Source organism: Kordiimonas sp. (genome assembly GCF_965216265.1).
Classification (GTDB): Bacteria; Pseudomonadota; Alphaproteobacteria; order Sphingomonadales; family Kordiimonadaceae; genus Kordiimonas.
Genome location: NZ_OZ244153.1, coordinates 746877 through 769891, shown reverse-complemented (window position 1 = coordinate 769891; position 23015 = coordinate 746877). Strand labels below are relative to the sequence as shown.

The following is a 23015-nucleotide window of genomic DNA, read 5'->3' as shown; positions in this document are numbered from 1 at the left end:
CCAGCCTTATTCCGCCGCCTGCAACTCAGCAGGCTCCCGGTGGAAGCGTTTCATGAATTTCTCACGCTTTGACGGTTTCATATAGGCTTTTGTCATGTCATAGCCGTGCTGTTCTGCCACGCGTTTGTCCATGATGGCAAACCAGATTGGTGGGTTCCATGCTGCCATAAACATGGTGAAATAGCCTGCAGGTAGCTGCGGTGAGGTATCAAAATGGCGAAGGCACTGGTAGGGCCGCTCTGCGTGAGCGTGATGGTCTGAATGGCGCTGCAAATGATAGAGCATCACGTTCGAGACGATATGATTGGCATTCCAGCTATGGTGCGGCTGCACCCGTTCATACCGGCCATCTTCGCGCTTACCGCGCATCAACCCGTAGTGCTCAACATAGTTGGCGCTTGAAAGCATCAGGTTTGACAGCAGCGCGCCGCCCAGCAGGTAAGGCAGCACGACCCACCCGAAGATGGCGACAAAGGCACCATACATGGCCACGGTAATAAGCGTGTTGGTGAACACTTCATTCTCGAACGAGTAGGGCGACTTGCCCTTGCGCTGCATGCGTGCACTTTCAATATTCCACGCCCGTTTCACACCGCCGGGCAGCTCGTGGGTGACAAACTCGTAAAAACTTTCCCCCATCATGGCGGTGGCGCTGTCTTCCGGTGTAGCTACCTGCACGTGGTGGCCCTGGTTATGCTCCACGCGGAAATGACCCATGCCGCACAGGCACAGAAGGAAACGCGCAACATTGATGGAGGTTTTGTCTCGCCTGTGGCCAACCTCGTGCGCCGTATTCAAGGCACCCGCACCCATAAGGCCGTTTGCAACGGTAACAGCCAGATAAGCGCTCCAGCTCAAATCCATCACAGCCACATACCATGCGCCAGCGACCCAGACAGCATAGGCGGCGGGAAGGGCTGCAAAAGCAGACCAGCGGTAAAACGGGTCGTCCCGCAGGTAAGGGATAGCTTCCCGTGGCGGGTTTGATGTGTCTTCGCCAAAAAGCATCTCAATCACCGGGATCATTATGTAAAAGAAGATGGGGGAGAGCCATAGGGCAAGCTCGTTCCCGCTCTCGGCATACAGCCACCAGCTACAAATAGGGATAAAACTCAGGAGCACAGGAAAGGGCCACAGGTAACGCTTGCTGTCGCGCCAGTTTTCGCTCTGATGATGATTGTTGTCTGTTGTTGATGCTTTGCTCACCATTTGCCTTCCCCGCATAGGTAACCTGAGATGTTGATGCCAAGGTGACATTTATTGATAATATTGTCAATAAAGTATCGCTTGAGAATGGATGCTTGATCCCGAAGGCATATGGGCAGTACAAAAATGGTTGGGATACATGGGGATGAATTTGACCAAAAAAGTAAAACGCACACGGCTCAACCCTGAGGAACGGCGGGAACAGTTGCTCGCGGCTGCAGTGGAACTGTTTGCCGAGCGCGGCATTGGCGAGGCAAAACACGCAGACATCGCCCGCCGCACAGGTGTTTCTGTCGCAACAACCTTTGTTTATTTCCCCACACGTGAGGCCCTGATCGATGCGGTGCTCGATGACGTGGCGGTCAAGAACCTTGCCATTTTTGATGAAGTGGACCCGGCAGGCCTCACGGTGCCGGAACTGCTGACGGCTTTGGCAGAGCATGCCATCGCCCGCGCTGATGAGGACTGCGCCTATGTGCAGGTCTGGCTGAACTGGAGCACAAATTTCGCCCCCGCCATCCGGTCCAAGTTCCTTGAGTGCCAGAACATTGTGCTCGACAAGCTCACAGATATCCTCAACAGCGCGCGGGACCGCAGGAAACGCGATGACCGGGACGACGCCCGCATATTGCTCGCGGCGTCCCAGATGTTGACGGTGATGAAACTGGACGGGGTGGACAAAGCGCGCCGTGACCGCTTTACCGAACACACCATCGATGTTGTCCTGGCCTACGCTGGCCGAAAATAACGCTGGCCCAGTTATTCCTAATCCAGATTATCCCTCAACAATGATGGTTGGCTCGTGCGCAACCTCACAGTTCAACGAATTGGCGATGAAACATTTTTCATTGGCCGGGTGGTGCAGTGCCGCCGCTTTATCCGGGTCACTGTCGGCTGTGATGGTGATGCGCGGGCGCAGGATGATTTTGGTAAACCGACCTGGGGCATTCTTCTCGCCCTCATCCATCACACCTTCCGCGTCGTCAACATAGTCAAGCACCGTCACACCGCCAACCGCACAGAGATGTAGATACCAAAGCATGTGGCATGCGGACGCTGATGCCACCAGAATATCTTCCGGGTTATGGCGCGCGGGATCACCGCCAAAGCTGGGGTCAGACGAACCAAGGATCGGGACCTTGCCGTCCATCTCCATGGTGTAATCGCGGCCATAGGATTTATATGTTTTGGTGCCTTCCTCACCGGCGCCTGTCCAAACGATACGGCTGTTATAGTGATGCTCTTTTCCCATGTGCCCGTGCTCCCTCGCGTGAGTGTTAAATTGCCTGCGGCATAATCTTGATCATGCGCTCCAGCATAATAGCGTAGCGCCGTTCACGGCAGGGCCAATTTTATACCATGGCACAGTGCCAACCGGTATTTTAAAGCCGCGTGCTGCCGGGATGACATTTTTAAAGCAAATTCGTCTTGACTGCACGCCGACCCTCTTTTATACCGGCGCAGCTTTCAGCGGCTGTGTAGTCTGTTTTGAGTTGTTGTGTGTAGGCTGCAAACGCGTTGAGGCTTTTATATTTGGCCGAGTAGCTCAGCTGGTTAGAGCAGCGGAATCATAATCCGCGTGTCGGGGGTTCGAGTCCCTCCTCGGCTACCAAATTTCAAGGCTCTACCTCACACGGGGTAGGGCCTTAATTTTTGTACCGACGTTCATGTCGGCTCCCCCCGCAAAACTATCAAGACCCCGCGCGATATGCGTCAGTATGGAAATACTAAAGTTTCATATTTTACATTGAATTCTAACTAATTGTGAGGGTGTGGTTTGAGCTTTTGAATACGCTGGCCAGCGGAATATTGTTTGAAAATATAGAAATAACTCGGAAATCGAACCATCCTACGGTAGGTTGCTTGGATAAATTATCGTTTGTAAACAAATATATTGGCGGCCCATTATTAATGTTTAGTGAGTATAAGAAGAACCATCGTGCTCCTGTGGCGTCCGGTATTTTACCACCGGTTTTTTATCCTGCGGCGGGTCTGATCATTTTACTGGTGCTTATCACCATCCTGATGGGTGACAACGCGGGCACGGCGTTTAGCGCCATGCAGTCATGGCTCTCAGAGTCCATGGGCTGGGTTTACATGCTCGCAGTAACCGGTTTTTTGGTCTTCTGCTTATATTTGGCCTTTAGCGAACACGGAAAAATTCGGCTGGGGCCCAACCATTCCCGGCCTGAGTACAGTTTTGGCTCATGGTTCGCCATGCTGTTTTCCGCCGGTATTGGTATTGGTTTGTTGTTCTTTGGTGTGGCCGAGCCGCTGACGCATTATCTTGCCCCGCCTGACGCGGACCCAAGGTCAATCGAGGCTGCGAAAGAGGCGATGCAAATTACCTTTTTCCATTGGGGCATTAATGCCTGGGCGGTCTACGCCATTGTGGGCTTGACGCTTGCTTATTTCAGTTTCCGGCACCGGTTGCCGCTGACGATCCGGTCGGCGCTCTATCCGCTGATTGGAGAACGTATCCACGGCCCGCTTGGCCATGCCGTGGATGTGCTTGCGGTGATAGGTACGCTGTTCGGGGTGGCAACGTCGCTCGGGTTTGGCGTGTCTCAGGTGAATGCCGGGCTTAATCATTTGTTTGACGTCCCGGTTAGCACAACGGTGCAGGTGACGTTGATTGCGGTTATCACCGCGTGTGCCACTGTGTCGGTCGTGTCCGGCCTTGATGCGGGTATCAAGCGCTTGTCAGAGTTGAATATGGTGCTGGCGCTGGCGCTGTTGTTGTTCGTGATAGCACTTGGGCCAACCATCCTGTTTTTCAACAGTTTTGTTCAAAACATCGGGCTTTATATTGGCACAGTTGCGGAGCGCAGTTTCCGCCTTAACGCTTATAGCGGTGATCATGACTGGATGAGCAGTTGGACCCTGTTTTATTGGGGCTGGTGGATCAGCTGGTCGCCTTTTGTGGGCATTTTCATCGCGCGCATTTCCAGAGGGCGCACCATTCGTGAATTTATCATCGGCGTGTTGCTGGTGCCCACGGTGTTTACCTTTATCTGGATGACAGCTTTTGGTAATGCCACGATATTCTTCGAGGCTGGTGGCGCGGGCATTGCGGATGTGGTGGCTGAGAACTTGCCGCTCGGTTTGTTTGCTTTTCTTGAGCAATTGCCATTTTCAAGCATTGTATCTTTCATTGCGGTGATTTTGATCGTGACCTTTTTTGTAACCTCGTCGGATTCCGGCTCGCTGGTGATAGACACCATCACGTCTGGTGGGCATCTGAACCCGCCCTTGTGGCCGCGGGTGTTTTGGGCAGTATCAGAGGGTGTCGTGGCCGCAGTGTTGATGATGACGGGCGGGCTTGGTGCCTTGCAGGCTGCCACGATCACCACGGCGCTGCCCTTCACCTTTGTGATCATTCTGGCTTGCTTCGGGCTGATGCGTGGTTTGCGGATGGAAGCTGCAAAAGCCAAGGGGGCCGCAGTTGCTCCGGACGTGCAAATCTTTGGCCCCGGTGCCTCGTGGAAGCAGCGGCTTGACGCGCTATTGTCTTACCCCACAAAAACAGAGATTGAGGGTTTTGTGGCGCAAACGGTTTGCCCGGCACTTGAGAAAGTGGCTGCGGAAATCCGGAAATGTGACCATGAAGCGAGTGTCGAGGTGCTAAACGATGGCACGGATATTCGCATCCTGCATGGTGATGAGACAGATTTCAGATACGCCGTTGAAATACGCCCGATGTTGCAGCCTGACTTTTCCTACATAGGTAGTGGCAAGGCGGGGAAACGCTTTTACCGGGCTGAGGTGCATCTGCTGGAAGGTAGCCAGCACTATGACATATTTGGCTTTTCAGAGGAGCAGCTGATCCATGATATCCTCAGCCAGTATGACAAGCATATCCATTTCCTGAATATCGCACGGGCTTAAGACCTACTATCACTCGGCTAGCGGGCCAAGTGCCGCGCGGAGCGGCCCGAGGTGGTGCTCATACGGTCGCCAGGGCTCAAGCCCCTTATTGTTGATGGGTTCGCGCACCTGTTCCGAGCTTGCCGTGCGCACGGATCGTTCGGTTTTGTGGAAATTCAGGCAGGCATCCTCAAATTCCAGTCCGCAATAGTCCAGAATACGAGCAACTTCGCTTTCCAGATTGCTCACCACATCCTCGTACTGAACCTTGAGGATTTTGCCCGGCAGTGTTTTGGTCCAATGATCCATCAGCGTGACATAATCACGGTAGTAGCGACCAACCTCCTCAAGGCCATAGGTGAATTCCTGCCCCTCCGCGAAGAGTTGCTTGAACCCGGAAAAGCAGCATGACATTGGTGCGCGCCGGGCGTCGATGATTTTTGCATTTGGCAGGATCAGGTGGATAAGCCCGATGTGGCGAAAGTTATTCGGCATTTTATCGATGAAATAGGGCGCACCCTGCCGGTGGATGCGGGTGTCGTCAATATAGCTTTGACCCAGTTTTTGTAACTGCGCCGCACTCAGTGTGGCAAGGTTGTCCGGATAACCCGTCTCGCCAGGCAAGCGCCGTAACCTGTGCGTCATAGACAGGATATTGGGTAGCTCCATCGTGCCGTCAACCTGACTATGCGAGGCAAGGATCTGCTCCAATAATGTTGAACCGGCACGCGGCAGGCCAACGATAAAGATCGGGTCGGGCGCGGTATGCCCAAGGCCAGTCTGCTTTTTAAACAAGTCGCTTGTGCACGCACTTGCCTGAAGCGCCAGCTCATTGGACATCTGGTCTGTGTCATAGCGGCTTTGTGCCTTCTTGAGTGCGTTGCCACGCTCATAAAAAGTGAAAGACTTGTCGTAATCCTTGCGGTCCTCATAGGCCTTGCCGAGGGCGAAACACAGCTGAATACGGCTCGCGGGAAGGATGTTCTCAGCCTTCTCCTGCTCTTTCATCGCGGTAAGCTCAGCATCGGTGAACTGGTATGTCTTGAGGTTCGCGAGCGCATAATAGGCTTCACCGTGATCAGGGCGGGCCTCATAGGCCTGTTGGTAGGAGGTGATCGCGTCTTCCTGTTTGCCTATGGTCTTGAGGGCATGCCCTTTGGAGGTCAGCGTCGCAGGGTCCTTCGGAAGGGCTTTGAGGATTTTCTCAAATGTTTCAAGCGCGGTGTCAAAATCCCCGGCCTGCAGGCTTTCAATAGCAAAATGAGATTGAAACACCGGGTTGTCCGGCTCGGTGTCATAGAGGGCCCTGGCCTGTTCGAGCGCAGCTGTGAACTTCTGCCGTTTGCGAAGCACCTGAATATAGTCGAGCCTTACCTGAATATTCCCGGGCTCAAATGTCAGCGCGCTTTCCAGCAGAAACTCTGCCTCATCATGAATGCCAAAACGCGTGCCAATGTCAGCCAGAAGGCGCATGCCTTCAACATGTTTTGGGTTGCGCTGCATGAAAGACCGGCAGAGCTTTTCTGCCTTGAGGAGCTTGCCTTCATGGATCAGGTTACTGGTGGCGGCCAGTTCTTTTGGCAGGTTGGCCACTCGTGCGGCCTGTGCTTCAGCTTGTTGTGCTTCCGCGCTTTGTCCTGAAGCCCGGAGCAACTCCGCCTGTGCCTTCCAGCTTGCGGCAAGGGCGGGGTTCAACTGGCAGGCAATCTTGTAGGACGCCAGCGCTTTGTTGGTTTGCCCCATGGTGCGGTACAGGTGGCCTTCTTCTTGATACGCCCGGCCAAAATCAGGCATCGCCTCTTTCAAATCCCCGAGAGCTGCGAGTGCATGCGTTTCCTGCCCGGCGTATCGGTGGCAGACGGCCTTCATATAAAGCGCATCAATATGGTCTGGGTGTCCGTCAAGCATGGTTGAGATGCGCCCGAGCGCTGCATCAAATTTGCCCTCATACATCAGGGCTTGTATGTCTTTGAGCTGGCTTGGATGCGGGGTGTTTTTTTGTGCGCTATCGCTTGCCACTGCGGCGGTCCTGTCTTCCTGGATGGTGAAGAGGCGCCCCAAGCGAGGCGCCTCCATATAGTATTCACTATAGCCGAATGGCGGGTCTAGTAGTCAACCGCGAAGCGGAAACCGAAGGTCCGTGGACGGTTGATGGTGATACGCTCGTGATCGAACACAAGATTGTTGTTCAGTTGCGCACGCGCGTCGGTCAGGTTTTCACCGTAAAATTCGACCATCCAGTTATCCTTGCGAACGCCAAACGCCATGCCCGCGAGGAAATAACTGTCCTGTTTGGCCCGATTGATCAGCACGATATCGCTGTAGGATGACGCTGAATAGGCGATCTTTGGCTGAACATAAGCCTCAAACTCATCGGTCAGTTGCCATTCATAGCGCGCCCGCGCATTCATCTGGAACGACGGCGCATAGGCCAGGCTTTCACCCGGCCCGGCGATCGCCACGCTGGCACCTACCAATTCCTTGATCTCCGTATCAAGGAGGGAGAAGCCTGCGGAAGCTGACAGACCAACAACAGCCTGTGAAACCCATGTCAGGTCACCTTCAATCCCCTTGATCTGCGCGTTCGCTGCGTTATCAGAGAAGAACAGGTTGGTTATTGTCGCGTCAAAAATGGTGGTTTGCAGGTCTTTGATGTCAACAATGAACGCGCTACCGTTGAAGCGGAGCGAATTGTCCATCATGTCCAGTTTCCAGCCAAGCTCATAGTTGGTCACTTCGTCGGTACGAACCACAGCCGGGACGGCACCGCCGCCAGCACCAGCAGGGCGGTTTGGCAATCCAGGGCGGAAGCCTTCCGAGTACGTGAAGTAGATCAACGTGTCGCTATTTGGTGTCCAGGACAGGTTCCCCTTGAAGACCCACCCCTTGGCCTCGGCGCCTTTTGGTACAGCAACGCCGTTGATCACCTGAGTGCCATCGAACTGGGTATCCAGGTTGGTACCGAAGGCGTTCACATCTTCGCCGCCAAAGTTGAAGAAGGATGAGTTGGCGCTACCTTTGAGGCGCACATCGACATCGTGCCAGCGAGCCCCTGCGGTGATAGACAGGGTGTCAGGCACCAGATCGAACGTGACCTCGCCAAACAAGCCCTTTTGCTTATCGGTACGGGTGATGTCATTGAAGAAAATCACGCCAAGTGGTCGCGGTGTTGGATCGCTAACGCTGGAGCCCGGCAATGGGCCATTTTGTGGCCAACCATAAACACCGGGTGTGAAGCTTTCTGCATTAATGGAGCCCGGATAGGTGAAATCATTGCGCTCTACCAGTTTCTGGTCGCTGTAGAACCCGCCGAAGGTTGCGCGTACGCGGTTTTCCTCTGGCGTGTTGAAGCGCAGTTCATGCGTCCAAACCTCGGTTTCAGTTTCTGAAGCCACGTAGAGGTCTGGTGCTTGACATGTGCCGGAAGGTGCCGCTGCACCCGGGTATGAGACTGAAGCGTCACAGATGTAATAGGGCAGATACTGGCCGACAAACAGATAGTCGGTGTAATCAACCGTCTGATCTGTGAAGCGATTGAGATAAGCACCTGCATAGACCATTTCAAGCGCGCCGATACGGCCTTCAACCGTTAAGGCTGTATTGTCGAAGCTATCAACCGTTTCATCTGGAGCATAACGCCGTACGGACAGCTCATCAGGATCGTTTATCTCAGGGTCATAGAAGAATACGCCGTCGGATTCGATCTCCTGACGTGTATGCCCAAGTTTGACGGACCAATTCGGGTTTACATCATAGCGGGTGCTAATCCGGAAGCCGGTATAAGATGCGTCGTTGAAATCCTTTTCAACCAGTGCCTGATTATTTGCTTCAAGGAAGGTAACATCTGACAAGTCGGCACCAGCCTGGAAGCCGTCTGATGTCATTGTGCCATTGGGGCGCGCCATTGATGACGCGAAACGGCCACTTTCTGCGGCGGTTTTAGTGCCCGCTACATTGTCGATATAGCCGCCTTGGTTATCCACGTAGAAAACGCCGCGAACGCCCCATTTGCCCTCAATGAGGGGATAGTTGATCATGGCTTCGACTTTTTCGCTCATTTCACCATTTTTGGTAAATGAGACGCCGCCAGCAACCCGTGCCTGGAATTCAAGCAAATCTGGTTCGTTTGTGATCAAACGGATTGTACCAGCCTGCGAGCTTGCGCCAAAAAGGGTGCCCTGGGAGCCTGGCAAGACCTCAATTCGGTTCAGGTCGGCAGCATATACATCCAGGTTTCGGCCAACCTGTGTCACCGGCTGTTCATCCAGATACAGCGCCACGTTTGGTGCCAGCCCAGCTACGCCGGCTGTTGTCAGGTTTGGTGTTGTGGAGGCAAGGCCCCGAATATAAATGGTGGCTTGGCCCGGCCCGCTGCCGCCAGCCGATACGCCAGGCAGTTGCAGAAGATAATCAGTAAATACATCAACATCTGTTTGCTCAAGGGCCGTCATACCCATGGCTTGCACAGCAACAGGAATATCTTGTGTGCTGGCGGACCGTTTGGTCGCAGTTACCACAACCTCTTCAATCGCGGCGCCTGCGTAACTTTCTGCAGCCATGGCGTTAGCGCTTAACATGATTGGCGCAGACGTCAAAAGGCTAAGCTTTAATGCTTTCTTATAATCCATTGTGCGGATTCTCCCCTGTTCAATTCTTGTCCAGTGTGTCTCGTAACGCGAAGGTGCCGATACCTACGTCCGGTTGGCAACAATGGTAAAATTATTTGAATACAAATTATTTAATACGCGATTTTTGGTCAAATTGTCGACCTATTGCGTTAATATATATGAAAATTTGGGAAAATGACCCTGAGAGGTGTTGCCTAAAATCAATAGAGAACAAACTAAATTGCAATTGTTTGCACTGTCCTTGGTTTGAACGGGGCCATCTGAATTAGGCTGCGGGTGTTGTTGGCGTGATCGTTTTGCCTTGCGTAGGCTGCCTTTGGGTGAGTTTGACAGGCTTGGGGTGCCCGCTTATAGAAGCGGCATGCAGATATTTGACGGAATAATATCAGATCGGGGTTCGAAATACGCCGTATCGGGCGGGCCGTGCAGCTCACCTGATGAAGCTAAAGCTTTCATCAAGGAGCTTTGCCGCAAAAAGAAGTTTGCCAAAGCTACCCATAATACATGGGCGTATTTCACCGGTGAAGCGCCGGTGAAAAATGATGATGGCGAGGCGGGCGCAGGCATGCTGATCGCACAGATGTTAGAGCGCGAAGGCCTTCCTAATCATATTGTCGTGGTGACCCGCTGGTATGGCGGTAAACACCTGGGCGGTGACCGTTTCCGCCATGTACAGGATGCTGTGCGTCACTATCTTGATAACGCAAGTCTTGCCAAGTAACGCCGAGGACTGCCGAGGTCTACCTTTCTAGGACGTTGTGGGCACAAGCCCGTGGCCACCTACGGGGCTCGTGGTGGCAACCATTTCCATGCCTTCAATCAGCGGACGTCCACGTCCGATTGCCGCTTGTACTGACGGCAGGCCAAGAGACGCCTTGTGGCTATCTGCGTTATCCCACACTTCTGTGATCCAGAGCGTGACATCATCCTTGGGCTCAAGAGCCACAATATAGCTCAGGCAACCGGGCATATCCGATAGGCCTTCAAGCAGGATAGCAGCCAGGTTATCGCGGGTGCCTGCTTTTGCGGTGAATTTACCAATGAGCCCAAACATTCCTGTCTCCCCTGTCTCTGTCTTGGTCGCTGCGATTGCGCTACTTGCGACCATAGATGCCGCAGTGGCAGTTATCATGAAATGTCGTCTGTTCATCGTCATGTTAGTGTTTTCCCCGAGCGCACATTTAAATACGAAAGACCACTAAAGCCAAAGAGTAAAACGAACTTGGTAATGAAGGCAGACTTTTTGGGTGTGGCGGTTGTATGTAGGGCATATCCGCGATATCGAGTATAGGTATGACAATAATCTCTCACGTGATGGCGACGGAGCCCCTTGTTTTATGACTCTTCGTGCAACCCTTATCGGCATTTTTGCATTATTGCTTGGTGCTGCCGCGCTCAACCTCGGCATGGGCTTGCAGGCATCGCTTCTTGGTGTGCGTGCGGGTATTGAAGGGTTTCCAACGCTTCTGATCGGCCTTGTGATGTCGAGCTACTATGCAGGGTTTGTGGCGGGCAGCCTGTTTGCGCCCAAGATCGTGGCTCGTGTTGGCCATATCAGGACTTTTTCGGCCTTTGCGTCGCTGGCTTCAGCGGCGGCCCTATGCCATGCGGTGTTTGTGGACCCCGCCAGTTGGATCATCATGCGCATGCTCACTGGTGTGTGTTTCGCGGCGCTTTGCTTGGTCACGGAAAGTTGGCTCAATGAGCGGTCAAGTAACCTCAACCGCGGCACCGTGCTTTCCGTTTATTTTGTTGTCATTCTCGCCTCCACAGCGGCAGGGCAAGCCTTCCTGATGATGGCGCCGCCTGCGGGGTATGACCTGTTTATTTTTGTGTCTGTGATCATCTCGGTTGCGCTCGTGCCCATTGCGCTAACGTCTACACCAACACCTGCTATCACCGCACCACGGCGCATGGCGCTGAGGCAGCTTTACGGTGTATCGCCTGTTGGTGTCTCCGGCTGTTTTGGTGCGGGGTTGATTACCGGTGCCTTTTGGGCGCTGGGGGCGGTTTACGCGCAAGGCAAAGGGCTTGTGACAGACGAGATCGCCATCTTCATGACCCTGGTGGTCGGCGGCGGCGTTGTGACCCAGTGGCCGTTTGGTCGCCTGTCTGACCGCATGGATCGCCGCATCGTGATCGCCGGGCTTGCGGTATCCATCGCGGTGTTAGGCATATTTGCAGGGCTTGGTTTCTTTCCGCAGGGAGAAGGGCTTTATGTTTTGGGCGTTCTGATGGGGGGGCTTGTACTGCCGCTTTATGGCCTTGTGATTGCCCATGCCAATGATTTCCTTGAGCCGGAGGACTTCGTGCCCGCAAGCGCGTCGCTACTGCTGCTATACGGTGCAGGGGCGATTGTTGGGCCCATGGTCGCCACAATCGTGATGCGATTTGTGGGGGCTGATGGCCTGTTTTTGCATCTTGGTATCGCCGCGTGCCTTTTGGCAGCTTTCACCATGTACCGCATGACCCAGCGCGCAGCTGCCCCAAGTGAGGAAGCCGCCGATTATGTATTTGCGCAAGGCATAAGTCCGGTCTCGTTCGAGCTGGACCCAAGAGCCGAGAATGAAGGCGAGGGTTGCGAAACCGACACGTGATTTATTGCGCGGTAAACAGAGCCGTTTCGCGTGTTTTCCACCAGCTATTGAACGCGTCGCGCAGTTCTTCATGGTCATGCCGGAAGAGGAACACCTTGCGGATAACTGTATAGGGCTTGTCTGGCTTCACCGCACAAAGGCCCGTGTCTTGGCGTTCCATATAAAGTGCTTCAATACCGTCGGTGAACATCACATCAGCCTGGCCTGACTGAAGCGCGCGGAAGGGCGCGTGGTTATCTTCCATAATTTTCAGGTCGGCGCTTTTAAGCGTTGTGCGCGCGAATTTTTCATTGGTGCCGCCAGGGTTCTCCACCACGCGAACGCCGGGGCGGTCTATCTGGCGTAGGGTATCATACTCAAGCTGCTCACCACAGCGAACCAGCGCGACCTTGCCGTCGGTGCGAATGGTGTCAGAGGTATGCGAAAGTGTGGCGCGGTCTTGGGTGTAAGAGATTCCACCAACCGCCAGCATGAATTTGCCAGCCGTCAGGTCTTCCATCAGGGTCGGCCAACTGGTTTGTACAAACTTCACTTCCCGACCGGTGTCGCGCGCGAAAGCCTTGATGAGGTCTATATCATCGCCCCTGAATTCACCGCTTGTAGGGTCCTGCCAGCTTACCGGTTGATAGTCGCCGGTTGTGCCAACAAGGATGGTGTCAGAGGCATAGGCGAACGACGCGTGCAAATATAGCGCGATGAAGGCGAGAAGTTTTATTGCCCTTGTCATACTCTAGAGCTCCGCAGATGGGTTTGTGGTGCATTGCACTCGCTCGGCCAGCCATGCATGAAAGTCGCGGAATTTTTGTGTTTCTGCAAATTCGTAGGAACACACCAGCCAGTCAGAAGGTTCGCAAGGCTTAGCATCACCAAGAGGCACAAGAAAGCCACGTTTTACGTCATTTTCATAAAGCAGGGTGCGGCCAAGCGCGACGCCAAGCCCGTTGATGGCAGCCTGCAGGGCGAGGTCAGTACGGTCAAAAAGGCTGATGGGCTCAATATCCTGAGTGAAACAAGGTTCACTGGCTTTAAATTCCGCCCACCCGAAGGGGATCGAGTCTGATTCTGTGGCATGGTCGAGCAAGATATCGACCGGCTTTTGCCAAGGCTTTTCAAGGTCAATATTATTGGCCTCGATATAAGCTGGGCTCGCCAGTGGTTGCATATAAGACCGGCTGAGCCTGATGGCCCTGAGGCCCGGATAGGGGCCAAGGCCAAAACGAATGCCGACATCAGCGTCATCGCGGGTGAAATCCACCAGCCGGGTTTGCGCCTGCACAGAAATATCGAGTCCAGACTGCTTGGCGGCCATGAGAAGCGGTACCATCCATTTCATGGCAAGGGAAGGCGGCACGGAAACCCGGATCGTGGTGCTGCGCCTTTTTGCCTGCACGCGCCCCATGGCGGCTTCAAGCTCCTGCATATTTTCATAAGCGGCAGCGCATAAAATATCGCCCGCCGTGGTGAAACGCAGGCTTCGGGTTGTGCGTTCAAAAAGCTGTACGCCGATCAGCTCTTCAATCGCGCGAATACGGTGGCTTACGGCTGTTTGATGCACCTTCAATATTTCAGCCGCGCGGGTGAAATTCCTCGCCTCATGCATGGCAGCAAGAAAGGGAGCGGCCTGCGCCAGTTTCAAAAGGCGACTATTCATGAACATACCTCATGTATTTAGCATCAAATCGTAGCTTGTTGTTTCTACCTAATGAGCAAAAATATAGCAACACGGCAAACAGAGGGCACTCTCCCCTGCTCTTGGCATGAAGGTACGTCTTGAAAGGCATTTCTTCGAACGCTCTTGGTTTGTCTGTACGGCAGCGAGGACAACGGAGACTGATCATGAACAATACTCTCGCAACTAACAGGATGTTTTTATGGGCGTCGCTCGTTTTGCTGGCGCTGGGAATTTGGGCTGCGGAAGCACAGGCGCAAACGCAAGTGTTTCACATCACGCAGGACCGGGCCCTGTTGAAGGGTAACGAGGCCATGCAGTCAGGTGATATTGAAAGCGCACTTGTGCACTACCGCAAGGCAGTAGGCAAAGACCTGACAGCCAAAGAACGCACCATGGCGTTCAATTCCATCTGCGCTGCAGAATTTGTTCTCGGCAACGCAGAGGCCGCGGCGGAAGCCTGCACAGCCGCGATCGAGGGTGACAATGGCTACTGGAAGGCTTTCGTTAATCGCGGCAACGCAAGAAAAGCGCTTGGGGATAGGGAAGGGGCGATCGCTGATTACTGTCGCGCCCATGACCTTCGCCCAAGCCAGGTAAGTGGCACGTTTGAAGCGTGGTGTGACGCACTCGGCTGAGCTTTAAACTTGTCCTGAAGGGCTGGCCAGCGAACCCCTTGGTCGGCCCTTCATTCTTTTCTGGGGCCTTTCGGCTCTTATTGGCTTTCCTCATGGCCGCTGGCGCGGCTATATTCCTCCAGGTTTGACGGGGGAACGTGATGAGCCGGAAACTTCTGACATATGCTGATTTCAGGGCTGAGGCCAAGCATGCGCTACCGCGCCCGATGTTTGATTATATCGATGGCGGTGCTGACGATGAAGTGACACTTGAAGGCAATACCTCGGCTTTCAAGAAATATGAACTGATCCCCGACGCGCTCAGGAACCTCAGCGATGTCGATATCAGCACAACGGTGCTTGGCGCCCGTATGGCCGCGCCGGTTATTTTGTCACCCACCGGTATGAACCGGCTGTTCCATCACGATAAAGAGCTGGCGGTTGCGCGTGCGGCCGAGGAAGCCGGGCTGATGTATTCACTGTCCACCCTCGGCACAACCAGCATGGAAGATATTGCGGACGTGAAGCCGGGCCCCAAGATGTTCCAGATCTATATTCACAAGGACCGGGGCCTGACGCGTGAGTTTGTCGACCGCGCAAAAGCATCCGGCTATGACGCCTTGTGCCTGACCGTTGATGTGCCGGTGGCTGGCAACCGGGAGCGGGATCTGCGCTCGGGCCTCATGATGCCGCCAAAGTTCACGGCTTCAAGTCTTTTCAGTTTCATTTCATATCCGAAATGGTCGTTGAATTTACTATTGAAACCAGACTTTCAGCTGGCCAACGTTGCGCACAGGCAAGACGGCCTTGCGGACGGTACGATGGGGGTGATCGCCTATATTAATAGCCAGATTGACGGCGCCATCAGTTGGGATGATGCCGCTGAAGTGATTGAGGCTTGGGGTGGCCCGTTTGCGATCAAGGGTCTTTCCTCAGCATCCGACGCGCGGCGTGCCCGCGACGTTGGCGCCAGCGCGGTGATCATATCAAATCATGGCGGACGCCAGATGGACGGTGCGGTTGCACCTGTTGACTGCGTGGCGCCGATGCGGGACGCGGTTGGAGATGCGCTGGAGCTGATCGTGGACGGCGGCGTACGGCGCGGCACCCACGTGCTGAAAGCGCTGGCGATGGGTGCAAACGCGGTCTCGTTCGGCAGACCATATCTTTATGGGCTGGCATCTGGCGGGCAAAAGGGCGTTGCGCGCGTGCTGGATCTGTTCCTCAGGGAGCTTGAGCGCGACATGATGCTGCTGGGTTGCGGTGGTTTGAGCGAGATCAGGCCTGACCATGTGCGGCAGGTCGGTGGTCGATAGGTAATGAGAGTTGGCCGATAGGCCGTGATTGCTGCTATAGTGCCTGCAGGCATAGGAGAAACGCACCTTGGTGACAGCAAAACAAATTCGTAGTTATTCATCATCTGAAGAGGTCTGGCACGCAGTAACGCATGGCATTGGTGCTATTTTAGCCGCTGTTGCCTTGGTGTTTTTGATCCTCAAGGCGGCAGACATGGGCGGCGTGAGCGTCATGGTGGCTGCGGCTCTTTATGGTGGCTTCATGCTGGTGATGTATGTGTGTTCCACGCTCTATCACAGCTTCTTCAAGTCCCGCCTTCAGCCATTTTTCAAGTTTCTGGATCATAGCGCTATCTACTTCAAAATCGCGGGTGCTTACACACCGTTTGCCTTGATCACCCTGCCAACAACGGTTGGTGTGTGGGTGATGATCGGTGCCTGGGGCGCAGCCGTTTTGGGTGCAGGCTTGAAGTTTCGGGCTTATCTGAATAAGTCTGGCAAGAAGTTCAGCCCAGTCTCATTGCTGCTCTATTTGGGCATGGGCTGGGCCGGTGTTTTGATGATTGGCGAGTTGATGGATCGCCTGCCCAGTGCTGCCATCTGGTGGCTGATGGCTGGTGGCATTTGTTACACCGTCGGTGCGCTATTTTATGCACTAAAGCGTGTACCGTACACGCATGCCGTCTGGCATGTGCTTGTGATGGCGGGCAGCGCCTGCCACTTCATTACCATTTATGTTTATGTGATGCAGTAGCATCCACGCGCTGCGCATCGCTATAACGAGGGGGATCGTTATGCAGTTCAGGTATGTGACCAGTGCCATAACACTTGCGGTCGCAAGTGTAGCTTTGAGTCTATCCGCTATTGCGGACGAGGTTGCTGACCGGATATTCCATGGCGGGGTTATATGGACTGGGGTGTCTGACACACCGAACGCAACGGCAATCGCCCTATCAGCTGGTAAGATACTGGCTGTTGGGACAGAGGATGAGATTAAGGCCTACCAGGGCCCGATCACGGAAGTGGTTAACCTCTCTGGTCGTTTTTTGATGCCGGGCTTCACCGATAATCATGTGCATTTTGAGATGGGGTCCAATGGCCTCAGCCAAGTGCAATTGCGGGACGCGGCAACACCTGAGGAGTTCGCGCGCCGCATAGCGGAGGCTGCGGCCAACGCGCCCCACGGGGCTTGGGTGCTTGAAGGCGCGTGGGACCATGAGCTTTGGGGCGGTGAACTGCCCGACAGGGCCTGGATTGACGATGCCACAGCGGATGTGCCCGTTGCGGTTACCCGGCTTGATGGGCATATGATCCTTGCCAATACAAAAGCCATGACCATGGCGGGTATTGGGCCGGATACACCTGACCCGGAAGGCGGCGTGATCGTGCGGGACGCAAACGGCCGCGCGACAGGTGTGTTCAAGGATAATGCCATCCCGCTTGTGATGTCGGCAATGACACTGCCCAGCGATGCGGTAATGGAAAAAATATTCAAGGACGGCATTGAGCATGCGCTAAGCCTTGGCGTCACCCAGGTGCATGACATGGGGTATGACTGGCGCAGCCTTGAGACCTTCCAGCGCCTGAAAGCCAAGGATGAGCTTAAAATAAGGGTTTATGCCTTCACACCGCTCGCGGAATGGGAAAAACTTGAGGCTTATGTAGATGCGCACGGCAGGGGCGATGACCGCTTACGCTGGGGCGCGCTCAAGGGGTTTGTGGACGGCTCATTAGGCTCCACGACCGCGTGGTTTTATGAACCCTATACGGATGAGCCTGATACCGCCGGTTTCCCCATCGCCAATATGAAAGAGCTGGAAGCCGATGTTGTGGGGGCATCCGCGGCCGGACTTCACGTAACGGTGCATGCCATTGGCTATCAGGCGAATGACAAGCTTCTGGATATTTTTGAACGCGCCAGCGAAGGGCAAGACCCAAAAGACCTGCGTTTCCGTATTGAGCACGCCCAGCACCTGACGGCAGACGCCATCGCGCGTTTTGCGCCGCTAGGTGTCACCGCCTCCATGCATCCCTATCACCTGATTGATGACGGGCGCTGGGCCGAGAAACGGATCGGCAAAGAAAGGCTCAAAGGCACTTATGCTATTGGCTCGGTTATGGAAACCGGGGCGAATGTGACGTTTGGTTCTGACTGGTCTGTGGCGCCGCTTGACCCGATACAGGGTATTTATGCAGCGGTCGCGCGCCAGACAACCGACGGCAAAAACCCGGATGGCTGGATCGCGAGTGAGAAGATAACAGTGGCCCAAGCCCTGAAGGCTTATACGCAAAATAACGCATATGCGGGCTTTATGGATGACAGCTCTGGCATGTTGAAGCCGGGGTATGTGGCAGATCTCGTGGTGCTGTCTGACAACCCGTTTGAGGTCGCTCCGGCTGAGCTTAGCAACATTATGGTGTTGCGCACCGTTGTGGGCGGCGAAGATCTCTATACCTCTGAGGGCAAGTGACGCCCGGATATTTTGCCAGCCTTGAGCCGTTCTGGTATAGTGAACGGCCCATAACCCCTCATACCTCCATGCCCATATGAGGACAGCGACACAGTGCTGACCAAAGGAGGTTTCTGATGACAATTGCCCCAATGCTGCAAGACCACATCGAAGAACGCGGCATCGATTATGACCTGATGGCTCATGACCGTGAAGTGGTGGCCACACGCATTGCCCAGGCGGCGCATATCCCCGGTAATACATTTGCGAAAGGCGTGCTTCTCAAGGCTGACTCCGGCTACCTTGTGGCCGTGGTGTCCGCAAACCGACATGTTGACCTGGCGGAATTGAGCCATCGGCGGCATGAACGCCTGGGCCTCGCCAGCGAAGAAGAAGCGCGCCGCATCTTTGCAGATTGTGATCCCGGCGCTGTTCCAGCCTGCGCGGACGCATACGGCATTCCTGTGATTGTGGATAGTGACCTGACAGATTTTGACGAGATCTATATGGAGGCGGGGGACCATGAGAGCCTGATCCATATGGACCGCAAAGCTTTTGCGCGCCTTACCGCATCAGCCGAACTGGCGCCTATCTCGCGGGCGCACTAACCCCCGCGAGACATTTGCTATGTTTAGCGCCCGTCTGTTTGTTCGGTCGCGGCAGTCGTGGCGACTGTTTGCGTGATGCCAAAATATTCCCAATGATCAGCGCCTGCGATCTCCCTCATCCGCCAGGAGTAAGGGAAGCTTGCCCAAGGTGCGCAGTTCGGGTACCGGATATCGCACACAACTGTGCCGAGGTTTGTCTCGATCGATAACACGGCATGATACTGGCCATCTTCGGTGTATGCTGTGGCAAGGCGAAACGCAGCGCTATAGGCCGGGAATTTCTTGCGCAGAAGCTGGCGGAAGGTCAGGGCATAATCCTCACAGTCGCCGGGGCCTGTGGTTTGGCGCGCCTGCCAGAAATCGCCTTGCTCATCTGTTGGGATGACAAGCTTGCGTACTTGATAGTTGATGGCATCCAGCGCTTTCCTCAAGGAAGCCGTGCTGGGGATCGCGCATTCTTCCGGGTTGCGTGCGCAAAATTCCTTGAAAGCCGTGGGCGGTGGAACTTGCGCTCCTTTAGGCATTACGCCGGCATCTATGAGTGCGCTATCGTTTGGCGTGGTGACCATGCAAGCGCTCAGGGAAAAAGCCAAAAAGACGAACTTCAAAATAGTAGCCACAGTAGTCTATCCTTCTACCCACCTTGGCGGTGGATGCTATCGCGGATTTCTCCGCCTTCACTTTTGCCTGAAGGATGATGCGACGGCATGCAGGTGAACCCTGCTTGCTTACTTTTCCAGACTCTGAGGGTATTTTCATGCCCTTTAGAGTGCCTCGCTAGAAAAGAATCGCGAAATATGTGGGCTGATTGTTTGCGTCGGGCCGGTTAACAGCAAATTAAAGTCCATTTTTTATTAAAGTAAGATTATAATTGTTGACGCTTTGTCTTCATTTTGTCTTCAAAGTTGATAAATTTGCATATGTATTTTAAGTATCTTTTCCTGATTATTTTTCTATATTTTACATGGGGTTAGGAAAGGGTTCGTACGCTGTTGATATGAACTCGAATACACTATAAACGTGTTTTTCTTTGATCGAACGGTGCCAGAACAAGCGAATTTGCATGAAAGCCAACTCAAAAATAATTTTCAGTAACCAGCCTGGCGTGCATGAAAATCTTGAAAAAACGGTGCTCAGGCACCTGAATAGTGCCTTCCTTAAGCCGATTAGCGATCATACCCGTGCAGCATTTGATGACGTGACAAGCCAAATTGCGGTGCATGACAGGCCGCTGGTGCTGGATGCTTGCTGCGGGGTGGGGGACAGTAGCCGTGCGCTTGCGGCTATATATCCCGACCATTGGGTGGTTGGGGTCGACAAGTCCGCTAGCCGGCTGAACCGGGAGCGGGAACATAGTTCACCAGAAAACCTGATCCTTGTACGCGCGGACCTGAACGATTTTTACCGGCTGGCCGCTGCCGCTGAATGGCGACCAACCCATCACTTCGTGCTTTATCCAAACCCATGGCCCAAAGCGGAGCACCTGAAACGGCGCTGGCACGGCGCACCCGTGTTCCCTGATATGCTTAAGCTTGGTGGCAGGCTTGAGCTGCGGTCAAACTGGCGGCTTTATCTTGAGGAGTTTTGCGCGGCGCTTACGCTGGCGGGGCACAGGGGCGAGATCGAGCCCTATGATGCCGGGAACCCAATCACCCCTTTTGAGGCTAAATATAAAGCCAGTGGCCAGGCGCTGTGGCGCCTGACGGCAAAACTTACATAAGGAATAACGTGCGTGCGCTAAGCCGCCCAATCAAGGATCACCTTGCCGGATTGGCCTGACCGCATGATATCAAAGCCCTTCTGGAAGTCATCAGCCTTGAAATTGTGGGTCATGATCGGGCTGAGGTCGAGCCCGCTCTCCAACATGGCGATCATTTTATACCAGGTTTCAAACATGCGGCGGCCATAGATGCCGTGCACTTGAAGACCTTTGAAAATCACATGGTTCCAGTTGATGCCGGTGCCTTCAGGCAGGATGCCAAGAAGGGCAACCTTGCCGCCGTGATTGATGGTTTCTAGCATGTTTCCAAACGCTTGCGGTACACCAGACATCTCAAGCCCCACGTCAAAACCTTCTGTCATGTGAAGGTCTGACATGGAATCGCGCAGGTTCGCCTTGGTCACGTTAACGGCGCGGGTGGCGCCCATTTTAAGCGCCAAGTCCAGCCGGAAGTCATTCACGTCCGTGATCACGATGTTGCGTGCGCCCACGCGGCGGGCGATGGCAACCGCCATGATACCGATGGGGCCAGCGCCGGTGATCAGCACGTCCTCACCCACAAGATCAAAGCTGAGCGCGGTGTGCGCGGCGTTGCCCAGCGGGTCGAGGATCGCGCCGAGGTCGTCGGAAACCCCGTCTGGCAGCGGGCAGATATTCACAGCAGGCACAGAGATATATTCAGCGAATGCACCGGGGCGGTTCACACCAATACCTTCGGTGTTGCGGCAAAGATGGCGTTGACCCGCGCGGCAGTTGCGGCAGTGGCCGCACGTGATGTGGCCTTCAGCCGATACGCGCTGGCCAATGCTCAAGCCTTTGACTTCGCTGCCCAATTCCACAATCTCACCAGCAAATTCGTGGCCCACGTGCATGGGAACCGGGATGGTGTCTTGCGCCCATTTGTCCCAGTTATAGATATGCACGTCTGTGCCGCAGATGGCGGTTTTCTTGACCCGAACGAGCACGTCGTTGTGGCCTACCTCCGGCATGGGAACATCTTCCATCCAGATGCCGGTTTCTGCTTTTGCTTTTACAAGTGCTTTCATGGGTTTTGTCCTGAAAAGGGCGGATTTCCTTAGGAAATGACGCCGAGTTCCCGCCCGATGCGGCCAAAGGCCTCAACCGCGCGGTCGATTTGTTCTGATGTGTGGGCCGCAGACATCTGGGTGCGGATACGCGCCTGGCCCTTTGGCACCACCGGGAAAGAGAAGCCGATCACAAAGATACCTTCTTCGAGAAGTTTCTCTGCCATTTTGGCGGCGAGGGCAGCGTCACCCAGCATTACAGGGATAATGGGGTGCCCGGCACCTGCGAGCGTAAAGCCTTGTTTTTCCATGCCTTCCCGGAAGCGCGCCGCATTTGCGTGCACCCTGTCACGTAGTTCTGAGCCCGCTTCAAGAAGCTCGAGCACCTTCAAGGACGTTGCCGCAATCACAGGCGCCAGGGTATTGGAAAACAGGTAAGGGCGGGAGCGCTGGCGCAACCAGTCTACCACCTCAGCGCTTGCAGCCGTATAACCGCCAGATGCGCCGCCAAGTGCCTTGCCAAGGGTGCCAGTAACGATGTGCACACGGTCTTGCACACCAAAGTGCTCAGGCGTGCCGGCGCCATTTTCGCCAATGAAACCAACAGCATGGCTGTCATCTACCATCACCATGGCGTCGTATTTTTCAGCTAGGTCACAAATGGAAGGCAGGTTGGCGAGAATGCCGTCCATCGAGAAGACCCCGTCGGTTGCGATCAGGCGGAAGCGCGCATCCTGCGCGTCCTTGAGGCATTTCTCAAGCTCGGCCATATTGTTGTTGGCATAGCGGAAACGCCTTGCTTTACAAAGCCTTACGCCGTCAATAATGCTGGCGTGGTTCAGTGCATCGGAGATAATGGCATCCTCGGGCCCCAACAGGGTCTCAAACAGCCCTGCGTTGGCGTCAAAGCAACTGGGGTACAGGATCACATCTTCGGTTTTCAGGAATTTGGCGAGCTTGGCTTCAAGTTCCTTGTGTACATCCTGCGTGCCGCAAATGAAACGAACGGACGACATTCCGTACCCGTGACGGTCGAGCGCCGCTTTGGCGGTTTCTACCAGAACATGGTCGTTTGAAAGCCCTAAGTAATTGTTTGCGCAGAAGTTAATATAGTCTGTGTCGCCAGCGCCGGACACATGAACAGAGGCCGACTGCGGGGTGGTGATCACCCGTTCGCTCTTATAAAGGCCTGCTTCTTTTACTTCCGCCAACTGGTCGAGAAGATAGCTTTTATAGCGGTCGCTCATGGTCTGTCCTTCATGCTTTAGGGCAATGTTCGTTGCCTTGAGTTCGATATACTAAATACACTGTTCAATATATTGTTCAAGTGTGT

The 23015-nt window shown here is 54.3% G+C and carries 20 protein-coding genes and 1 tRNA gene; 11 read left to right on the top strand and 10 right to left on the bottom strand.

Annotated features, from left to right (window positions below; translation table 11 throughout):
- Positions 1–6: 6 nt before the first annotated feature.
- Positions 7–1209, bottom strand: coding sequence for an alkane 1-monooxygenase (locus tag ACOOGA_RS03580; RefSeq protein ID WP_417460340.1), 1203 nt, complete (start codon positions 1207–1209; stop codon positions 7–9).
- 148 nt (positions 1210–1357) lie between these two features.
- On the opposite strand from ACOOGA_RS03580, the gene ACOOGA_RS03575 reads away from it, so the two are divergent.
- Positions 1358–1954, top strand: coding sequence for a TetR/AcrR family transcriptional regulator (locus tag ACOOGA_RS03575; protein ID WP_417460339.1), 597 nt, complete (start codon positions 1358–1360; stop codon positions 1952–1954).
- A 27-nt stretch (positions 1955–1981) separates the two neighbouring features.
- Here ACOOGA_RS03575 and ACOOGA_RS03570 read toward each other — a convergent pair whose 3' ends face one another.
- Entirely contained in the window at positions 1982–2458 is a 477-nt protein-coding gene (locus ACOOGA_RS03570) for an OsmC family protein (protein WP_417460338.1), read from the bottom strand.
- 283 nt (positions 2459–2741) lie between these two features.
- Here ACOOGA_RS03570 and ACOOGA_RS03565 point away from each other — a divergent pair.
- Positions 2742–2818: transfer RNA gene (locus ACOOGA_RS03565), tRNA-Met, on the top strand.
- Between the two features lie 299 nt (positions 2819–3117).
- Positions 3118–5094, top strand: a complete 1977-nt coding sequence (locus tag ACOOGA_RS03560; RefSeq protein ID WP_417460337.1) for a BCCT family transporter — start codon at positions 3118–3120, stop codon at positions 5092–5094.
- A gap of 9 nt (positions 5095–5103) precedes the next feature.
- Here the strand turns inward: ACOOGA_RS03560 and ACOOGA_RS03555 are convergent, their stop codons facing one another.
- On the bottom strand, positions 5104–7026 hold the full coding sequence (locus ACOOGA_RS03555; protein ID WP_417460676.1) for a tetratricopeptide repeat-containing sulfotransferase family protein: 1923 nt from the start codon (positions 7024–7026) through the stop codon (positions 5104–5106).
- Positions 7027–7178: 152 nt separating this feature from the next.
- Positions 7179–9701, bottom strand: a complete 2523-nt coding sequence (locus ACOOGA_RS03550; RefSeq protein WP_417460336.1) for a TonB-dependent receptor — start codon at positions 9699–9701, stop codon at positions 7179–7181.
- Positions 9702–10062: 361 nt separating this feature from the next.
- Here ACOOGA_RS03550 and ACOOGA_RS03545 point away from each other — a divergent pair, with 361 nt between their 5' ends.
- Positions 10063–10422 carry a YigZ family protein gene (locus ACOOGA_RS03545; protein WP_417460675.1) on the top strand — a complete coding sequence of 120 codons (360 nt, stop codon included), beginning with the start codon at positions 10063–10065 and terminating at the stop codon, positions 10420–10422.
- 27 nt (positions 10423–10449) lie between these two features.
- Here the strand turns inward: ACOOGA_RS03545 and ACOOGA_RS03540 are convergent, their stop codons facing one another.
- Positions 10450–10755 carry a putative quinol monooxygenase gene (locus tag ACOOGA_RS03540; protein WP_417460335.1) on the bottom strand — a complete coding sequence of 102 codons (306 nt, stop codon included), beginning with the start codon at positions 10753–10755 and terminating at the stop codon, positions 10450–10452.
- Between the two features lie 283 nt (positions 10756–11038).
- Here ACOOGA_RS03540 and ACOOGA_RS03535 point away from each other — a divergent pair, with 283 nt between their 5' ends.
- The gene (locus tag ACOOGA_RS03535) at positions 11039–12298 is read left to right on the top strand and encodes an MFS transporter (RefSeq protein ID WP_417460334.1); all 1260 of its coding nucleotides are present in this window, start codon (positions 11039–11041) and stop codon (positions 12296–12298) included.
- Between the two features lies 1 nt (position 12299).
- Here the strand turns inward: ACOOGA_RS03535 and ACOOGA_RS03530 are convergent, their stop codons facing one another.
- Positions 12300–13025 (bottom strand): transporter substrate-binding domain-containing protein, encoded by a 726-nt coding sequence (locus tag ACOOGA_RS03530; RefSeq protein WP_417460333.1) that lies wholly within the window; start codon positions 13023–13025, stop codon positions 12300–12302.
- 3 nt (positions 13026–13028) lie between these two features.
- Complete coding sequence (locus tag ACOOGA_RS03525) at positions 13029–13949, bottom strand: LysR family transcriptional regulator (protein WP_417460332.1); 921 nt, start codon at positions 13947–13949, stop codon at positions 13029–13031.
- Positions 13950–14134: 185 nt separating this feature from the next.
- Between ACOOGA_RS03525 and ACOOGA_RS03520 the strand changes: the two genes are divergently transcribed.
- The 5 genes from ACOOGA_RS03520 (at position 14135) to ACOOGA_RS03500 (ending at position 18937) form a co-directional block, all read left to right on the top strand.
- Entirely contained in the window at positions 14135–14605 is a 471-nt protein-coding gene (locus tag ACOOGA_RS03520; protein ID WP_420429474.1) for a hypothetical protein, read from the top strand.
- Positions 14606–14745: 140 nt separating this feature from the next.
- Positions 14746–15900, top strand: a complete 1155-nt coding sequence (locus ACOOGA_RS03515) for an alpha-hydroxy acid oxidase (protein ID WP_417460330.1) — start codon at positions 14746–14748, stop codon at positions 15898–15900.
- A 70-nt stretch (positions 15901–15970) separates the two neighbouring features.
- Positions 15971–16633 carry a PAQR family membrane homeostasis protein TrhA gene (gene trhA, locus ACOOGA_RS03510; protein WP_417460329.1) on the top strand — a complete coding sequence of 221 codons (663 nt, stop codon included), beginning with the start codon at positions 15971–15973 and terminating at the stop codon, positions 16631–16633.
- Positions 16634–16673: 40 nt separating this feature from the next.
- Positions 16674–18350 carry an amidohydrolase gene (locus ACOOGA_RS03505; protein WP_417460328.1) on the top strand — a complete coding sequence of 559 codons (1677 nt, stop codon included), beginning with the start codon at positions 16674–16676 and terminating at the stop codon, positions 18348–18350.
- Positions 18351–18466: 116 nt separating this feature from the next.
- Complete coding sequence (locus ACOOGA_RS03500; protein ID WP_417460327.1) at positions 18467–18937, top strand: aminoacyl-tRNA deacylase; 471 nt, start codon at positions 18467–18469, stop codon at positions 18935–18937.
- Between the two features lie 23 nt (positions 18938–18960).
- Here ACOOGA_RS03500 and ACOOGA_RS03495 read toward each other — a convergent pair whose 3' ends face one another.
- Entirely contained in the window at positions 18961–19557 is a 597-nt protein-coding gene (locus tag ACOOGA_RS03495) for a transglutaminase-like cysteine peptidase (protein ID WP_417460326.1), read from the bottom strand.
- A gap of 443 nt (positions 19558–20000) precedes the next feature.
- Here ACOOGA_RS03495 and trmB point away from each other — a divergent pair, with 443 nt between their 5' ends.
- Positions 20001–20657, top strand: a complete 657-nt coding sequence (gene trmB / locus ACOOGA_RS03490) for a tRNA (guanine(46)-N(7))-methyltransferase TrmB (protein ID WP_417460325.1) — start codon at positions 20001–20003, stop codon at positions 20655–20657.
- 17 nt (positions 20658–20674) lie between these two features.
- Here the strand turns inward: trmB and tdh are convergent, their stop codons facing one another.
- A complete protein-coding gene (gene tdh / locus ACOOGA_RS03485; RefSeq protein ID WP_417460324.1) occupies positions 20675–21703 on the bottom strand; it encodes an L-threonine 3-dehydrogenase in 1029 nt (342 codons plus the stop codon).
- Positions 21704–21732: 29 nt separating this feature from the next.
- Positions 21733–22929: a glycine C-acetyltransferase gene (locus tag ACOOGA_RS03480; RefSeq protein ID WP_417460323.1), complete on the bottom strand. Its 1197-nt coding sequence runs from the start codon at positions 22927–22929 to the stop codon at positions 21733–21735.
- Positions 22930–23015 lie beyond the last annotated feature (86 nt).

Excerpts from the sequence above, each read along its gene's own strand:
- ACOOGA_RS03580 (WP_417460340.1), bottom strand. The coding sequence starts at position 1,209 with ATGGTGAGCAAAGCATCAACAACAGACAACAATCATCATCAGAGCGAA.
- ACOOGA_RS03570 (WP_417460338.1), bottom strand. The coding sequence starts at position 2,458 with ATGGGAAAAGAGCATCACTATAACAGCCGTATCGTTTGGACAGGCGCC.
- ACOOGA_RS03560 (WP_417460337.1), top strand. The coding sequence starts at position 3,118 with ATGTTTAGTGAGTATAAGAAGAACCATCGTGCTCCTGTGGCGTCCGGT.
- ACOOGA_RS03555 (WP_417460676.1), bottom strand. The coding sequence starts at position 7,026 with ATGTATGAGGGCAAATTTGATGCAGCGCTCGGGCGCATCTCAACCATG.
- ACOOGA_RS03550 (WP_417460336.1), bottom strand. The coding sequence starts at position 9,701 with ATGGATTATAAGAAAGCATTAAAGCTTAGCCTTTTGACGTCTGCGCCA.
- ACOOGA_RS03545 (WP_417460675.1), top strand. The coding sequence starts at position 10,063 with ATGCAGATATTTGACGGAATAATATCAGATCGGGGTTCGAAATACGCC.
- ACOOGA_RS03540 (WP_417460335.1), bottom strand. The coding sequence starts at position 10,755 with ATGTTTGGGCTCATTGGTAAATTCACCGCAAAAGCAGGCACCCGCGAT.
- ACOOGA_RS03535 (WP_417460334.1), top strand. The coding sequence starts at position 11,039 with ATGACTCTTCGTGCAACCCTTATCGGCATTTTTGCATTATTGCTTGGT.
- ACOOGA_RS03530 (WP_417460333.1), bottom strand. The coding sequence starts at position 13,025 with ATGACAAGGGCAATAAAACTTCTCGCCTTCATCGCGCTATATTTGCAC.
- ACOOGA_RS03525 (WP_417460332.1), bottom strand. The coding sequence starts at position 13,949 with ATGAATAGTCGCCTTTTGAAACTGGCGCAGGCCGCTCCCTTTCTTGCT.
- ACOOGA_RS03520 (WP_420429474.1), top strand. The coding sequence starts at position 14,135 with ATGAACAATACTCTCGCAACTAACAGGATGTTTTTATGGGCGTCGCTC.
- ACOOGA_RS03515 (WP_417460330.1), top strand. The coding sequence starts at position 14,746 with ATGAGCCGGAAACTTCTGACATATGCTGATTTCAGGGCTGAGGCCAAG.
- ACOOGA_RS03505 (WP_417460328.1), top strand. The coding sequence starts at position 16,674 with ATGCAGTTCAGGTATGTGACCAGTGCCATAACACTTGCGGTCGCAAGT.
- ACOOGA_RS03500 (WP_417460327.1), top strand. The coding sequence starts at position 18,467 with ATGACAATTGCCCCAATGCTGCAAGACCACATCGAAGAACGCGGCATC.
- trmB (WP_417460325.1), top strand. The coding sequence starts at position 20,001 with ATGAAAGCCAACTCAAAAATAATTTTCAGTAACCAGCCTGGCGTGCAT.
- tdh (WP_417460324.1), bottom strand. The coding sequence starts at position 21,703 with ATGAAAGCACTTGTAAAAGCAAAAGCAGAAACCGGCATCTGGATGGAA.
- ACOOGA_RS03480 (WP_417460323.1), bottom strand. The coding sequence starts at position 22,929 with ATGAGCGACCGCTATAAAAGCTATCTTCTCGACCAGTTGGCGGAAGTA.